General features: G+C 65.5%; 11 protein-coding genes. 7 read left to right on the top strand and 4 right to left on the bottom strand.

The genetic code is table 11. The features are described from left to right. Nucleotides 1-10: 10 nt before the first annotated feature. The 3 genes from WBP06_RS24905 to WBP06_RS24895 are packed head-to-tail and all read right to left on the bottom strand — an operon-like array spanning nucleotide 11 to nucleotide 2,816. Nucleotides 11-883, bottom strand: a complete 873-nt coding sequence (locus WBP06_RS24905; protein ID WP_395335012.1) for an SMP-30/gluconolactonase/LRE family protein — start codon at nucleotides 881-883, stop codon at nucleotides 11-13. Between the two features lie 5 nt (nucleotides 884-888). Further along, the gene (locus WBP06_RS24900) at nucleotides 889-1,674 is read right to left on the bottom strand and encodes an SDR family NAD(P)-dependent oxidoreductase (RefSeq protein WP_395335009.1); all 786 of its coding nucleotides are present in this window, start codon (nucleotides 1,672-1,674) and stop codon (nucleotides 889-891) included. A 17-nt stretch (nucleotides 1,675-1,691) separates the two neighbouring features. Continuing rightward, nucleotides 1,692-2,816 (bottom strand): fumarylacetoacetate hydrolase family protein, encoded by a 1,125-nt coding sequence (locus tag WBP06_RS24895; protein WP_395335007.1) that lies wholly within the window; start codon nucleotides 2,814-2,816, stop codon nucleotides 1,692-1,694. Between the two features lie 158 nt (nucleotides 2,817-2,974). Between WBP06_RS24895 and WBP06_RS24890 the strand changes: the two genes are divergently transcribed. From WBP06_RS24890 to WBP06_RS24865, 6 genes are all read left to right on the top strand, one after another. Then, entirely contained in the window at nucleotides 2,975-5,239 is a 2,265-nt protein-coding gene (locus WBP06_RS24890) for a WD40/YVTN/BNR-like repeat-containing protein (protein ID WP_395335005.1), read from the top strand. Continuing rightward, entirely contained in the window at nucleotides 5,236-6,870 is a 1,635-nt protein-coding gene (locus WBP06_RS24885; protein ID WP_395335003.1) for a DUF5597 domain-containing protein, read from the top strand. The genes WBP06_RS24890 and WBP06_RS24885 overlap by 4 nt, the downstream gene beginning before the upstream one ends. A 27-nt stretch (nucleotides 6,871-6,897) precedes the next feature. After that, nucleotides 6,898-9,795, top strand: coding sequence for a TIM-barrel domain-containing protein (locus WBP06_RS24880; RefSeq protein WP_395335001.1), 2,898 nt, complete (start codon nucleotides 6,898-6,900; stop codon nucleotides 9,793-9,795). 145 nt (nucleotides 9,796-9,940) lie between these two features. Next, nucleotides 9,941-11,608, top strand: coding sequence for an alpha-L-fucosidase (locus WBP06_RS24875; RefSeq protein ID WP_395337578.1), 1,668 nt, complete (start codon nucleotides 9,941-9,943; stop codon nucleotides 11,606-11,608). Between the two features lie 42 nt (nucleotides 11,609-11,650). After that, complete coding sequence (locus tag WBP06_RS24870; protein ID WP_395334999.1) at nucleotides 11,651-13,309, top strand: DUF5597 domain-containing protein; 1,659 nt, start codon at nucleotides 11,651-11,653, stop codon at nucleotides 13,307-13,309. 205 nt (nucleotides 13,310-13,514) lie between these two features. Then, nucleotides 13,515-13,988 carry a YcxB family protein gene (locus WBP06_RS24865; protein WP_395334997.1) on the top strand — a complete coding sequence of 158 codons (474 nt, stop codon included), beginning with the start codon at nucleotides 13,515-13,517 and terminating at the stop codon, nucleotides 13,986-13,988. Between the two features lie 259 nt (nucleotides 13,989-14,247). On the opposite strand, the gene WBP06_RS24860 is transcribed toward WBP06_RS24865, so the two are convergent. Next, a complete protein-coding gene (locus WBP06_RS24860; RefSeq protein WP_395334994.1) occupies nucleotides 14,248-14,886 on the bottom strand; it encodes a GNAT family N-acetyltransferase in 639 nt (212 codons plus the stop codon). 84 nt (nucleotides 14,887-14,970) lie between these two features. Here WBP06_RS24860 and WBP06_RS24855 point away from each other — a divergent pair, with 84 nt between their 5' ends. Then, entirely contained in the window at nucleotides 14,971-15,411 is a 441-nt protein-coding gene (locus WBP06_RS24855) for a hypothetical protein (protein ID WP_395334992.1), read from the top strand. Nucleotides 15,412-15,445 lie beyond the last annotated feature (34 nt).

The raw sequence follows: 15,445 nt of genomic DNA, 5'->3' as shown, positions 1-15,445 counted from the left end.
CCCGGTTGTCTTAGATGTTTGCGTTGCGTGGCGGTGCGGCAGGAATCGCCGTGCGGAAGGTGAACAGATCGCCCGCAAGTGGCTGGCTGGCAAGCTGTTCTTCCGAAAGCCCCTGACGCGCGGTGGTGGCGAAGGCGGTGCAACCGTCCGGGCCGCCCAGCGCGATCTTGGTGATGTTGGAAACCGGGAAGCGCACTTCGTCGGTCAGGCTGCCGTCGGGCGCGAAACGCCGTGCCGCGCCGCCGGCATAGAAGCCCAGCCAGACGCCGCCTTCGGCATCGCAGATGGCCCCGTCCGGATAGCCCCAGTCGGCACGATCGTCGCCGGTGAAGTCCAGGAACGGCGTGCCTGCATCGGGCGTGCCGTCCTGCGCGATCTCATGGCGGATCACGGTGCGGGCCAGCGTATCGACGTGATAGACCAGCGATCCGCAGGGCGAGATTGCCGGGCCGTTGGTGATCGTCACCGGATCGAGCCCCGCCTCGCGCACCGCGCCCTTGTCGAGCACGAAGACGCGGCCGGTGGCGCTTTCCTCCAGATTGTCCATGGTGCCGAACCAGATGCGGCCTTCGGCATCGATGGCCGCATCGTTCAGGCGGTTGTCGGGCAGGTCGGCCTGGATATGGGCGATCCGCTCGAACGCGCCGGTTCCGGGCAGGAAGCGGTGAGGCCCGCTCTTCAGGCCGGCGATCAGGCCGTCTTCGGAAGAGGGCAGCACCCAGCCGACATGTTCCGGTGCGGGCCAGCTGGCCAGATCGCGCGTTTCCGGATCGAAGCGGAACACGGTGTTGCGCTTGATGTCGACGAACCACAGTGCGTCACCGATCCATACCGGGCCTTCACCCAGTTCGGCGCCGACCGAGAGGAGATGTTCGGCCTGCATCGCGATCAACGCCACCCGGCGTCGACGAAATAGTCGTGGCCCGTGCACATGCGCGCTCCATCGGAGCTGAGGAACAGCACCAGCGCCGCCACGTCCTGCGGCACGATCCGGCCCGGCAGGCACTGCGCGGCCATGATCTCTGCCTCGCCCTCGGGCGTGTACCACTTTTCCTGGCGCGGGGTCTTCACATTGCCGGGAACGATGGTGTTCACGCGGATGTTGTCGCCGCCCAGATCGCGGGCAAGGCTGCGGGTCAGGCCGGAAATCGCCGCTTTGGTGGTCTGGTAGAGCACCAGATCGGGCAGGGCGAGATGCCAGGAGATCGAACCGAAGTTCACGATCACGCCGCCGCCCGCCTCGCGCATCGTCGGCGCCACGGCCTGCGCGGCGAAGAACAGGTGGCGCAGGTTCACGTTCATGCGCTCTTCCCAGAACGCGGGCGTGACATCGGCGATCTGGTGGCGATCGTCATTGGCGGCGTTGTTGACCAGCACGTCGATGCCGCCCATTTCGGCAACGATGGCGCGGATCGTCTGGCTGACGCTGTCGATGTCGACAAGGTCGAGATGGCGATAGACCGGCGCGTGGCGCGCGCCGTCGGCCAGGCGGGCGGCCAGCGCCTCACCCTCGGCATCCTGGATGTCGACGAAGACGACTTGCGCGCCTTGCGCAACGAAGCCTTCGACAAGGCCGGCGCCAATGCCGGTGGCGCCGCCGGTGATGATGACTCGGCGATCCTGAAGTTCGGGGTAGACGGCCGTCAGGCCGCCCGAAGAAGTCTGTGTGAGCATGGTTTTGTTGTTGTCCGTCATGCTGCCAGCAGGCCGCGGCGCGCCAGATTGGAAAAGAGTTCGCCGATCCCGAAGGTCCACGGGGCCGCCTGGGCGGACGTGGTGACCGGGTTCACCAGCGTGCCCAGTCGGGCACTGGAAATGGTGACGGTATCGCCCACCTTGTGGGTGAAGCCACGGCCGGGTTCATCGCGATCCTGGGTGGGGGCGAACAAGGTGCCGCAGAACAGCGCGAAGCCGTCCGGATACTGGTGTTCGCTCATGGATTGGCGCAGCAGGTCCTCGGGATCGCGGCTGATCTCGCGCATGGTGCTGTGGCCTTCGAGGACATAGCCGTCCTCTCCCGCGATGGTCATGGCGACGTCCGCCGTGCGCACGTCTTCCATCGTGAAGCCGTCGTCGAACAGGCGGATGAACGGGCCGAGCGAGCAGGAGGCGTTGTTGTCCTTCGCCTTGCCCAGCAGCAGGGCCGAGCGGCCCTCGAAATCGCGCAGGTTCACGTCGTTGCCCAGCGTGGCGCCCACGGCCTTGCCGTCCGGGCCGGCAATCACCACCACTTCGGGTTCGGGGTTGTTCCAGCCCGAATCCGACCGCACGCCCACCGGCGCATCCTGGCCGACCGAGGCGAGCACGGGGCACTTGGTGAAGACTTCGGCATCGGGGCCGATGGCCACCTCAAGATACTGGGACCACATGCCTTCGTCGATCAGCGTCTGCTTGAGGGCGTCGGCCTCGGCCGATCCCGGCACGGTGGAGCGGACCGAACCGCCCAGCACCGCTTCGATCCGGCTGCGGATTTCGGCGGCCACCGTGTGATCGCCGCGCGCGCGTTCCTCGATCACGCGTTCCAGCGCGGATACGGCGAAGGTCACGCCGCAGGCCTTCACGCACTGGAGGTCGACCGGGCTGAGCAGCTGCGCGGTTTCCAGCACCTCGATGCCGCCCAGCAGTTCGCCGCCGCTGCGCACGTTTGCGGCGATCAGCGCCGAGGTGGTGGGGGCGACGCGGGCCATGTCGAAGACCTGGCCGTTACGAATCAGGATGGGAGTGGGACCTTCGGCGGTCTCGATGCGCCCCAGGAAAATACCCGCACGCCAGTCGTGGGGCAGGCCGCGATCTGCGACCGAACTATTTTTTGTCACCGCTATTCCTCTCCAGGTGTGTTAGCGTTATCTACGACCGGCAGCGCAACGTCAAGACGGGTCACGGAACCCGTCGTCCGCTGGTTTGGAAACGAGAGGAAAGAGGGGAGGCCGTGGGCATCAGCGGGGCAATCGGAGCGCCATTAGTTGCGCTCACAATGCTGTCTGCGGCAGGTGTCGCCGCAGTGGCAGGTGTGCCCGCGTTTGCCGAACAGGCGGCAGTCGAACAGGCGGCGGTTTCGCCTTCCTCGATCCCCTATGACTGGCGCAGCGTGCGCGTGGGCGGTGGCGGCTTTACGCCCGGCGTGGTGTTCAGCCCGGTAGAGCGCGGCCTTGCTTGGCTGCGCAGCGACATGGGCGGCGCCTATCGCTGGGATGCGGCGGCCAAGCAGTGGGTCCCGTTGCAGGACCGCGTTTCCGAAGGCAGCTTCATGGGGATCGAGAGCATCGCCGCCGATCCCGTCGACGGGGGGACGGTCTATCTTGCCGCCGGCATGAACTGGTCCGCGCCGGCAGCGATCTTCCGTTCGGCTGACTATGGCAAGACCTGGCGCGAGACACGCGTGCCTTTCGCGATGGGCGGCAATGAAAACGGACGCGGGCTGGGCGAGCGTCTGGCGATCGATCCCTTCGCGCATGATCGCCTGCTGTTTGGATCGCGCCATCAGGGCCTCTGGGCCAGCGACGACGCCGGGGCGAACTGGCGCAAGCTGGATACCTTCCCGCTCGCCGGGCTCGGCCTGCCGACCAATCGGCGCGAGACGCATGGCGGGCTTTCGTTCGTGGTGTTCGATGCCAAACTGCGCGGCCGCGTGTTCGTGGGCAGCGCCGATCCGGGCGCGCAGCATCTGTTCCGCTCCGACGACGGCGGCAAGACATGGCGCGCGGTTGCGGGCGGCCCGGCGAGCGACCTGCTGCCGGTGAAGGCCGTCATCGGCGGCGACGGCGTGCTGACCATCACCTATTGCGACGGCATCGGCCCCAACGGCATCACGCGCGGCGCGGTCTGGCGCTTCGATCCGGCACGCGGGACGTGGGGCGACGTTACGCCGATCAAGGGCGCGGACGCACCCGTCGGCGGCTACATGGGCGTTGCCGTGGCCGCGTCTGATCCGCAGACCATCGCCGTCAGCACGGTGGACCGGGGCAAGCCCGTCGACACCGTGTGGCTCAGCCATGATGGCGGCGCGCATTGGGACGAATTGTGGAAGCGCTCGGTCCGCGACGTTTCGGCAACGCCCTTCCTCGATTTCGGCGCCAAGGCCAATTTCGGGCACTGGATCGCAGGCCTTGCCATCGATCCGTTCGATGCGAACCACGCCGCCTATGTGACGGGCGCCACGGTCTATGCGACCGACCGACTCCAGCAGCCGGGCACCATGCAATGGGCACCGTGGACGCAGGGGATCGAGCAGACCGCAATCATCACGCTGGTCAGCCCCACCGGCGGCGCGCATCTGGTTTCGGGCTTCGGCGATATCGGCGGCTTCCGCCATGACGACTTTACCGTCTCGCCCGCCAATCAGCATGTGAACCCGTTCCTGTCGAACACCAACACGCTCGATTATGGTGGCCGTGCGCCGCTGGTGATGGTGCGCAGCGGGAATACCCATGCCCGCGTGGTGCCGGATACCTCGCTGGCGTGGTCGGCCGATGGCGGCACGACGTGGCAGCCGCTGCATGTGCCCAAGGGAACGCCGCACGCCGACGGCAGCCCGCTACCCGAAGAGACGGGCAATGCCGCTATCACGGTTTCGGCCGATGGCCAGACCTTCCTTGTCGAGACCGACCAACCCCGGATCACCCGCGATCGCGGCGCCACGTGGCAGGCTGTGAGCGGCTTGCCCAGCCGCACCCGCGTGACGGCCGACAAGCAGGACGCCAAGCGCTTCTACGCCATCGACTTCGCGGCCAACCGCGTGGCGCGCAGCGACGATGGCGGCGCGCAGTTTCACCCCGTCGCGGGCAGGGGTCTGCCGATGGACCTTGCCGCCGCGCGCAATGACAACCGCGAGGCACCGCCGCCGATCCTGGCCGATGCCAACCGCGCGGGTGCGCTCTGGCTCAATCTGGGCGGTGCGCTCTATCGCTCGACCGACTTCGGCGAGACATGGGCGCGCGCCGGACAGGCGATCAGCATCGAACGCTACGGGCTTGGCAAAGCCGCACCGGGCCGCAAGGACGCCGCGCTCTATGCGCTGGGCACGTTGGGCGGGCTGCGCGCGGTCTGGCGCTCCGTCGATGGCGGCGCGACATGGCAGCGGATCAATGACGCGGACCACCAGTGGGGCCTGCGCATCCGCGTGATTTCCGGCGACCCGCGCCAGTTCGGGCGCATCTACATCGGCACCGATGGCCGCGGCATCGTCTATGGCGATCCCCAGGCACGGCCCATCCAGAAGCCCGGGAAGGGGACAGAATGAAAAGACAGAACTTGATCGCATCGCTCATGATCGCCGCCGCCATTGGCGCGGCCGCGCCGGTTCATGCCCAGGATGCGGCAACCCAGATCCCCCGCCTGGAAAGCCGCGATGGCCACCATGCGCTGATCGTCGACGGCAAGCCGTTCCTGATGCTGGGCGCGCAGGCGAACAATTCCAGCAACTATCCCGCCATGCTGGATTCGGTCTGGCCGGTGCTGGACGCGATCCATGCGAACACGCTGGAAATCCCGGTATCCTGGGAACAGGTGGAGCCGGTCGAGGGCAAGTTCGATTTCACCTACCTGCAGTCCCTGCTCGATGCCGCGCGCGCGCACGACAAGCGGGTCGTGCTGCTGTGGTTCGGCACCTGGAAGAACACCAGCCCCAGCTATACGCCTTCGTGGGTGAAGCTGGACAACAAGCGCTTTCCCAGGATGAAGGCGCCGGACGGTTCGGATCACTACGTGCTGACGCCGCTGTCGCAGAACACCATGGCGGCGGACCGGCGCGCCTTCGTGAAGGTGATGGAATACCTGCGCGATCATGACCGCCAGAACACCGTGATCATGGTCCAGCCGGAGAACGAGACTGGATCCTACCGCGTGCCGCGCGATTTCTCGGCAGAGGCGAATGCGCTGTTCGCCAAGCCGATTCCGGCGGCGCTGGCGAAGAAGACGGGCAAGTCCGGCACCTGGGAAGCAGCCTTCGGCAAGCAGGCGCCGCGCGCGTTCAACACCTGGTACGTTGCCCAGTTCGTGAACGCGCTGGCAGAGGCGGGCAAGGCGGTGAAGCCGCTGCCGATGTACGTCAACGCTTCGCTCGCCGGGCCGTCCAACGTGCCCGATCCCACCGGCGTCGCCAGCGGCGGCCCGCAGTGGGACGTGCTGGACATCTGGAAGGCGGGCGCCCCGGCGATCGACTTCGCCGCGCCCGATATCTACGATCGCAACAGCGGCAACGTGATCCAGTACCTGGACAAGTATACCCGTCCCGACAATGCGCTGATGGTGCCGGAAATCGGCAACGCGAAGGAATTCGCGCGCTTCTTCTGGGCCACCATCGGGCGTGGCGGCATCGGTTTCGCGCCGTTCGGCATGGATGACACCGGCTACTTCAACTATCCGCTGGGCGCCACCGCGCTGGACAAGGAGACGCTGGCCGCCTTCGCGCTGCCCTATGGCACGCTGGCGCCGATCGCCGGCGACTGGGCGAAGATCGCCGCTTCGCGCCCCACCTGGGGCACCGCCAAGCCGGACGACGGTTCGGCGCGCGAAACGGTGATGGGCAAGTGGAAGATCTCGGCCGACTGGGGCCAGTGGCAGTTCGGCCAGAAGGACTGGACCTGGATCCCCACCAAGCCCGCGCCCTGGGCCGATCAGCCGGTGGGCGGCGTGGCCGTGGCCCAGCTTTCGGATACCGAATACCTGATCATGGGCGATCACGTGCGCGTCAATTTCTCGCCCGCCAAGGGGGAGACGAACGGCGTGATCGTCGCGATCGAGGAAGGCACGTTCAAGGACGGCAAGTGGGTGACCACGCGCGTCTGGAACGGCGACCAGACCGATTACGGCATCAACCTTATCGACCGGCCGCAGGTGATCAAGGTCACCACCGGTTTCTATTCCAAGTAACCGCTGAAGGCGGCAGAGGATCACGACATGAAGCAATTCACGATGGCAGCGCTGCTGGCAGGCTCCGCCCTTTCGCTGGTGCCGGCAGTCGCGCTGGCCGCCGATGGCGGGGTGGAGAACGTGCCCGGCGGCGTGGCGGTCACGCCGCAGAGCGGCCCTTCCGATCGCGTTGAAGTGACGCTGCACGGCGACGGCATCTTCCACGTCGTTGCCCATCCGCGCGGCCTGCAGGCCCCGGCGGCCAGCGCCAGCCTGATGGCGCCCAATCCGCCGGCGGCGGGCCAGTACACGGTCAGCCAGAACGCCGGCCACGTGCAGGTCAAGGCGGCGAAGGCGACCGCGGATATCGACCTGGCCAGCGGGCAGGTGCGTTTCCTGGATGCGGCGGGCAAGGAACTGCTGGGCGAAGCGGCTTCCACCGTCTTCACCCAGACCAAGGCGGACGGCACCCCCTACGTCACCGTTTCGCAGCAGTTCAACCGCGGCACCAGCGAAGGGCTCTACGGCCTTGGCCAGCACCAGCAGGCGGTGATGGACTACAATGGCGAGGACGTGCAGCTCGCCCAGCACAACATGGACATCGGCGTGCCTTTCCTCGTTTCCAGCAAGGGCTACGGCCTGCTCTGGGATAACGAGAGCATCACCCGCTTCGGCAACCCGGCGCCCTACACGCTGGTCGGCGACAAGACGGGCATGAAGGTGACGAGCGGCGGCAAGCCGGGCTTCACCGCACGCTATTACCTGGACGACAAGCTGGCGGTAGAGCGCCAGGAAACCACGATCGACTACCAGTATCTGGACGATCAGGCGAAGTGGCCGGAAGCGGCGAAGGCCAAGACCGTCGCTTCGGAGCAGGGCCAGAACACCGCCGGCAACGCCGTGCAGACGCAGAAGGTGGTGTGGGAGGGCGATCTCCAACCCGACAAGACCGGCACGCACAAGTTCGAACTCTACGGTTCCAGCTATTACAAGGTCTATGTCGACGGCCAGCTGAAGCTGGATCGCTGGCGCCAGAACTGGAACCCCTGGTACGCCAATTTCGAAGTGCCGATGACGGCGGGCAAGCCCGCGCACATCCGCATCGAATGGGATCCCAACGCCGGCTACATGGCGCTGCTGCACAACGATCCGCTGCCGGAGGCAGACCGCCACTCGGTCTGGTTCACCAGCGAAGTCGCGCGGGACAAGGATTATTGGTTCATCGCGGGTGGCGACATGGACGGCGCCGTGGCCGGCTATCGCCAGCTGACCGGCAAGTCGGAAATGATGCCCAAGTGGGTCTACGGCTTCTGGCAGTCGCGCCAGCGCTATGACACCGCGAAGGAACTGACCGGCGTCGTGCAGGAATACCGCAAGCGGCAGTACCCGCTGGACAATATCGTGCTCGACTGGCGCTACTGGACCGACGATTCCTGGGGCAGCCACAAGTTCGATCCCAGCCGCTTCCCCGATCCCGCCGCGATGGTGAGCACCGTTCACGGCGATCATGCCAACATCATGATCTCGGTCTGGCCGAAGTTCTACCCGACCACGGATACCTTCAAGGAACTGGATGCGGCCGGCGCGGTCTATCACGGCAATCTGCGCCAGGGGAACAAGGACTGGGTCGGCCCGGGCTTCGCCAACACCTTCTATGACCCCTATTCGGCCAAGGGCCGCCAGATCTTCTGGCGCCAGGTGGAAGATCGCATCGCCAAGTTCGGCTTCGACGCCTGGTGGGCGGACGCCAGCGAGCCCGACATGCATTCGAACCTCTCGATCGAAAAGCGCATCGACACGATGGGCCCGAATGCGATGGGCCCGGCGACGGAGTTCTTCAACTCCTACCCGCTGATGAACGCGCGCTCGTTCTTCGACGGCTGGCGCGCCTTCAAGCCGGACGTGCGCCCGTTCCTGCTGACCCGTTCGGGCTTCGGCGGCCTCCAGCGCTATGGCGCGGCGGTGTGGTCGGGCGACGTGGCAACGCGCTGGTACGATCTGCATGCGCAGATCTCCGCCGGCGTGAACACCGCGATGTCGGGCCTGCCCAACTGGACGCATGACATCGGCGGTTTCTCGGTGGAACCGCGCTTCGCGGCGGAAAAGCCCAAGGCGGCGGACCTCGACGAGTGGCGCGAACTGAACCTGCGCTGGTTCCAGTTCGGCGCGTTCAGCCCGCTGTTCCGCAGCCATGGCGAGCAGCCCTGGCGCGAGATCTATGAAATCTCGCCCGAGGGTTCGCCTATGCGCGCCTCGATGGTGTGGTATGACGAGCTTCGCTACCGCCTGATGCCCTACATCTACACCTTGGGCGCGGACACGTACCAGAAGGACGGGTCGATCATGCGCGGCCTCGTCATGGACTTCCCGAACGATGCGAAGGCCCGCAAGGCCAACGACCAGTTCCTGTTCGGCAAGGCCTTCCTGGTCGCCCCGGTCACCACCTATCAGGCGCGTGAGCGTGAGGTGTACTTCCCCGGCGACGCGGGCCTGACGTGGTATGACTTCGGCACCGGCAAGGCTTATCAGGGCGGTACCAGCGCCACCGTTGCGGCCCCGGCCGAGCGCATGCCGCTGTTCGTCCGTGCTGGCTCCATCGTGCCGATGGGCCCGGTGATGCAGTACACCGACGAGAAGCCCGACGCACCGATCACGCTGGTGGTCTACACCGGCGCTGACGGTTCCTTCTCGGTCTACAACGACGATGGCCGCTCGGAACAGTACCGCAACGGCGCGTGGGAGCGCATGCCGGTGCGCTATGACGATGCCACCGGTACCGTCTCCATCGGCGCGCGCGAGGGCAAGGGCTATGCCGGCATGCCGCAGAACCGCACGGTTCGCGTCAAGTGGATCGTCCCCGGCACTGCCGTTACCGACCAGAACGGCTTCGACGCCGAAGTGCGCTGGACCGGCAAGGCATTGCAGGTGAAGCGCCCCAAGCGCTGAGCAGGAACGGAGCGGCCCCGCCTGCGATCGGCAGAGCCGCTCCGGCACTTTATCCGCCCGCTGCACAAGGCGCGGGCGGCATCCGGAAGAGGATTATCGAGATGACCGGCGCACACTCCCTTCACTGGTGCCACGCGTGAAGGGGCTGCAGCCCGATCGCCGCCGGTTTCTGGCAGGCGCGTTGACCGCTGGCGTTTCGGCCGGGGTTTCGGCGGGCGCCTCAGGCCGCGCGCTGGCTGCCGCCGCGCCTTCCGCGGGCGGCATCGCCAGCGGGCCGGTGCAGCCGGAATGGTCCTCGCTGGTCGAACACTATCGCTATCCCGACTGGTTCCGCGATGCCAAGTTCGGCATCTGGTCGCACTGGGGCCCGCAGGCGGTGCCGGAGCAGGGCGATTGGTACGGACGCTTCCTCTACATGCAGGGGCATCCGATGTACGATCATCACCTGAAGACCTACGGCCATCCCGCCGATACCGGCATGATGGAAATCCAGAACCGCTGGAAGGCAGAGGCTTGGGATCCCGAAGGGCTGATGCAGCGCTATGTGAAGGCAGGCGCGAAGTACTTCGTTTCGCTCGCCTGCCATCACGACAATCTCGACTGTTTCGACAGTTCGCACCACGCCTGGAACGCGATGCGCGTGGGGCCGGGTCGCGACGTGGTTGGCACCTGGGAAAAGGCCGCGCGCGCGGCGGGGCTGAAGTTCGGCGTGTCCAACCACATCTCGCACGCCTGGCACTGGTATCAGCCGGCCTATGCCTACGACCCCGAAGGGCCGCGCAAGGGCGAGCGGTACGACGCCTACAAGCTGACCAAGGCCGATGGCGCGGGCAAGTGGTGGGACGGGCTGGACCCGCAGGATCTCTATACCGGCCCGCACATGGTCGCGCCCGACGGGATCGACAGCATCGAGGCGATGAACGTCTGGCACGACAAGCACGACGGCCAATGGATCGAAACCGCCCCGCCGGGAGACGAGACGTTCGCGCGCCAGTGGTTGCTGCGCCAGATGGACCTCGTGGCCAAGTACCGGCCGGACTTCTGCTATTTCGACAATTACGAACTGCCCTTCGGCCAATACGGCCTGGCGGCGGCGGCGGACTACTACAACCGCTCCATCGAATGGCACGGCAAGATCGACGTGGTGCTCACCGCCAAGCAGTTGAAATCCTACGCCCGCTTCGGGCTAGTGCAGGACGTGGAGCGCGGCTTTACCGACCATCTCTGGGATGAACCCTGGCAGACCGATACCTGCATCGGCGACTGGTTCTACAACCGGAACCGCTTCACGCAGAAAAGCTATGTCGGCGCGCAGGGCGTGCTGCAGCGCTTGGCCGATGTCGTCTCCAAGAACGGCAACCTGCTGCTCTCCATCCCCCAACGCGGCGACGGCACCATCGATGCGGAGGAGGAGAAGATCCTCGACGATCTCGCCGGCTGGATGGCGGTGAACGGAGAGGCGGTGTTCGGATCGCGGCCCTGGCACATCTATGGCGAGGGGCCGACCGTGCTCTCCGTCGGGATGCAGAACGAGGGCGGCTTCAAGGGCTTCGTCGAAGGCGACGTGCGCTTCACCGTGAAGGACGGCGCGCTCTATCTCTATTCGCTGGTGGCGCCGGGCAAGCCGCTTTCCGTCAAGGCGCTGGGCCGCCGTGCGATGGCGCAGGCGGGCAAGGGGCAGGTCGCGAAAGTCACGCTGCTGGGCGGCGGGCCCGTGCGGTTCCGTCAGCGTGAGGACGCGATGGAGATCGATCTGCCGCGCGGCCTTGGCGTGGTCCCGGTCCTGAAAATCGAAGGGCGCGGCGTGGCCTGAGTGGCCCGACGTAAAGCCTACCTGAAAGGAACCTAGACTGACATGAGCAGCACCTGGAAGACCGCCACGACCTTTGGCGCGGCCCTCTGCGCGGCTCTGACCGTCTGCCCGACTACGGCATCGGCGGCGTCCGACGAGGTGCCCCATATCGTCACCCAAAACGGTCGCCATGCGCTAATCGTTGATAGCGCTCCCTTCCTGATGCTGGGGGCGCAGATCAACAACTCCAGCGCATGGCCCGCCACGCTACCCAAAGTCTGGCCGACGATGGCGGCGATGCACGTCAACACCGTGGAGGTGCCGATCGGGTGGGAGCAGATCGAGCCCGAGGAAGGCCGCTTCGATTTCAGCATGGTGGACCAGCTGCTCGAACAGGCGCGCGCGCAGAACGTGCGGCTGGTGCTGCTGTGGTTCGGCACCTGGAAGAACACCAATCCGCAATATACCCCGCGCTGGGTGAAGCTGGACAATGCCCGCTTCCCGCGCATGCGTCGCGCGGACGGCACCCTGCATTACGCTCTCTCCCCGTTCGGCAAGGCGACACTTGCGGCGGACAGCAAGGCCTTTGCCGCGCTGATGACGCATCTGGCACAGGTCGACCGGCAGAACACCGTCATCATGATGCAGGTGGAGAACGAGGCCGGTTCCTACGGCCTGGCCCGCGATCACTCTCCCGAAGCGAACGCCGCCTTCGCCGCGCCCGTGCCCGAAGCGCTGCGCAAGCGCCTCGGCAAGCCGGCGGGTAACTGGAGCACGTTGTTCGGCCGCGATGCGGAGCTTTATTTCCACGCCTGGCAGGTCGCCAGCTATATCGACAAGGTGGCGGCGGCGGGCAAGGCGGTGAAGCCGCTGCCGATGTACGTCAACGCCGCGCTGCCCGGCGATCCCTTCACCTGGCAGGACCCGAATACTTACGCCAGCGGCGGCCCGGCCAATACGGTGATCGACGTCTACAAGGCCGCCGCCCCGCACCTCGATCTGGTGGCGCCGGACATCTACAACCCGAAGCACAAGGCCTATCTCGGCTTCCTCGACGCCTATCGCCGCGCGGATAATCCGCTGTTCGTGCCGGAAACCGGCCACGCCCCCGAATATGCCCGCCACTTCTTCGCCGCCCTTGGCCGGGGCGCGATCGGCTGGTCTCCCTTCGGCATCGACCCGCTGCGCTATCGGCCCAGCCTGCCGTTGGCATCGAAGCTGGATGACGCGGCGATCGCGCCTTTCGCGGCGAACTACGCGCTGTTCGCACCGATGGCGCGCGTCTGGGCGAAGCTGGCCTTCGAAGGCAAAGTCTGGGGCGCGTCCGAGCCCGAAGACCCCGCGGACGGCCATCGCCAGGTGATCGCGCTGGGCAAGTACGTTGCCACCGCCAATTTCGGCAACGGAGACTTCGGCCCCACCGACCCCAAGGGCAATGCGGACGCCAAGGGCAATGCCCAGCCCACCGGCGGCGTCGCCATTGCCGAGATCGGCCCGGACGAATACCTCGTCACCGGCTACTTCGCCCGCGTGGAATTCGCGCTGGCGGCCCCGAAGGCCGCCAACCTCATCCTCGACCGCGTGGAGGAGGGCACGTACGATGCGCAGGGCAAGTGGCAGTTCCAGCGGGTATGGAACGGCGATCAGGTGGACTGGGGCCTCAACTTCACCGCCGCCCCTCAAGTGCTGCATGTGAAGCTGGCGACGTATCCGATCCGCTAGAGCGTTTTCTAATCAGGTGGAATCACCTGATGACTCGAAAAACGCGTCCAACCAACAATTTAGAGCAGCTGAGCCGACGCAGTCGGATCGGAAGCTGCTCTAGCGCGGGGTTGTTTCAGAGACGGGGGAGGCGAAAGCGGCGCGGCGGCAGATATCCGCGTTGCGGACATTGTGATTGCTTCCGGTTTCGTGCAACGACGGAAACATGGGCAAAACAGTCAAGTATGTCTCGCGTCGCAGTGAAGTGATGGGCTGGTATTGGCGCATGTGGCGCAGGCAGCTATGGAAAACTCACCTATTCGTGTTCATGGCAGTGGTGATTTCCGCATCATTTTCGATTTTTGACAGAGCGCCCAGCACATTATTGGAGTTGCTTTGGGTTGCGGGAATCGGACTGGTGCCAATTGCAGGATTTGCGCTGTTTCCGCTCGTGAAATTCAAACCCCAAGAGCGAACACTCGTTGTCGACGAGGCGGGCCTCAAAACTTCCATCGGGAAGATCAGTAAGAATGTTTCTTGGGAGGAAATTGCATCCGCCGATATGGCGGGTGACAATTTGATCATCGAGAACCGTAATCTCAATGCCCTAATTGTTCCGAAGCGAGCTTTTGAGACCCCTGAAGCGCAAAAGGATTTTGCCGATTTCGTATTGGCTCGCGTGCAGACTATCGACAGCTAGGCCTGAAAGCCCGTCATCCCGCGAAGGCGGGGATCCCGCTTTCTTCCTGCGGCCTCGCTAAGAACAGCGGGGCCCCCGCCTTCGCGGGGGCGACGAGGGCGTATTTTTGCGTTCTGGCAGCTCACCCGCAATGCCCGTGGTCCAACCCGTTCCGAGCTAGAGCAGTTTTCGATCCGATTGCATCGAATCAACTGCACTAAGATTTTGGTTTATCGCGTTTTCCGAGTCATCAGGTGATTCCACCTGATTAGAAAACGCTCTAGCCGGGTATCGCTGCCGTCGAAAATGGGGATAGCACCTTCCAGCCCAGCGTTTCGTAAAGTGCGCGGCCCTCTTCCGTCGCAACGAGAAGCTGGGGCAGGGCGGTGTCCGTCCGCCGGGCCTTCAGCGCGTTCATGACCACGTTGCCCAATCCCTTTCGCTGGTGTTCGGGGGCGGTTTCGATCCGGTCGTAGATGAATACGCCGGCGGCTTCGGCGCCGTGCCCGTTCGCTGCCGGGCTGCCGTCCGGGGCCAGCACGCGCACCGCGATGATCGCGCCGTCGCGCTCGGTTTCGAGGTGGTAGCCGATGGGCAGGGCCCTGCGGGGCTGTACCTCGTTGCGCCAGATCATGAAATGGCCTTGGGGTTGCAGCTGCCAGCCCGCCGGCAGCGCGGCCATCAGTTCGTCGGCCGGTCCGCTCAGCTTGATCGGGTGGCGCGGCAGCGTCACTTCGCGGCCGATTTCGCGCAGCCCGTCGCCCGGGCTGGTGAAGACCCAACGCCGCGCCTCGGCGGGAAGGGCGGTGTCCACCCGCAATCCCCCCCGATCGGCGACGGGCAGTGGCAGTCCCCGGCAGACGGATCGTGCCGAAAGCCAGGCGGCGACCAGCGACGGCAGGCGGGAATTGTTCGACATTCTCTCAGACTATCAGAGGTCTGCATCCAGTCCATCGCGATGACGGGGATTGCGTGCGCTGTCCCGTCACGACATCCTGGGGACATGAAGCTGCAGTCCGCCTTCGCCAATCGCCTTGCTTTTCACGATGGTACGCGTTCCGATCCGCTGGCGATTCAACTGAATTACGACGATGGCAGCCGCCTGCTCTTGCGATGCGGGGGGGACGGCGCCGGACTGATCGTCGATGACCGGGCATTGGATGCCTCGGCAGATTTGGGGGAATATGGGCGGCTGGTGGAGGAGGACGTCACGCAGGCCATCTGTTCCGATATGGTGGGGCGGGACATAGCTACCGTTGCCACTCTGAAAATGGGCGCGGTTCGGGTCGGCGTGCAACTGACGGCCCCCACTGGCGAAGTCCTTTGCATATGGAACTATGGGGACGCATTGCACTGGGGCGATGCCGTCGCGCTGGCCCGTTGCGATTGGGCTGCACCGTTGCGCCTGTCCTGCGCGATTGACGGCTTTTCATCGGCTTCCTAAGCGCGGCGGGTTCGTCATTTGCTGCCGAAGGAAG

The sequence above is a fragment of the Novosphingobium mississippiense genome (assembly GCF_044029535.1).
In the GTDB taxonomy this organism is placed as follows: domain Bacteria; phylum Pseudomonadota; class Alphaproteobacteria; order Sphingomonadales; family Sphingomonadaceae; genus Novosphingobium.
This window is presented reverse-complemented; position numbering and strand designations above follow the sequence as displayed.

Bases quoted from the DNA above. Each gene is read 5' to 3' on its own strand.
- WBP06_RS24890 (WP_395335005.1), top strand. From the start codon at position 2,975: ATGCTGTCTGCGGCAGGTGTCGCCGCAGTGGCAGGTGTGCCCGCGTTT.
- WBP06_RS24905 (WP_395335012.1), bottom strand. From the start codon at position 883: ATGCAGGCCGAACATCTCCTCTCGGTCGGCGCCGAACTGGGTGAAGGC.
- WBP06_RS24885 (WP_395335003.1), top strand. From the start codon at position 5,236: ATGAAAAGACAGAACTTGATCGCATCGCTCATGATCGCCGCCGCCATT.
- WBP06_RS24900 (WP_395335009.1), bottom strand. From the start codon at position 1,674: ATGCTCACACAGACTTCTTCGGGCGGCCTGACGGCCGTCTACCCCGAA.
- WBP06_RS24880 (WP_395335001.1), top strand. From the start codon at position 6,898: ATGAAGCAATTCACGATGGCAGCGCTGCTGGCAGGCTCCGCCCTTTCG.
- WBP06_RS24870 (WP_395334999.1), top strand. From the start codon at position 11,651: ATGAGCAGCACCTGGAAGACCGCCACGACCTTTGGCGCGGCCCTCTGC.
- WBP06_RS24860 (WP_395334994.1), bottom strand. From the start codon at position 14,886: ATGTCGAACAATTCCCGCCTGCCGTCGCTGGTCGCCGCCTGGCTTTCG.
- WBP06_RS24865 (WP_395334997.1), top strand. From the start codon at position 13,515: ATGGGCAAAACAGTCAAGTATGTCTCGCGTCGCAGTGAAGTGATGGGC.
- WBP06_RS24855 (WP_395334992.1), top strand. From the start codon at position 14,971: ATGAAGCTGCAGTCCGCCTTCGCCAATCGCCTTGCTTTTCACGATGGT.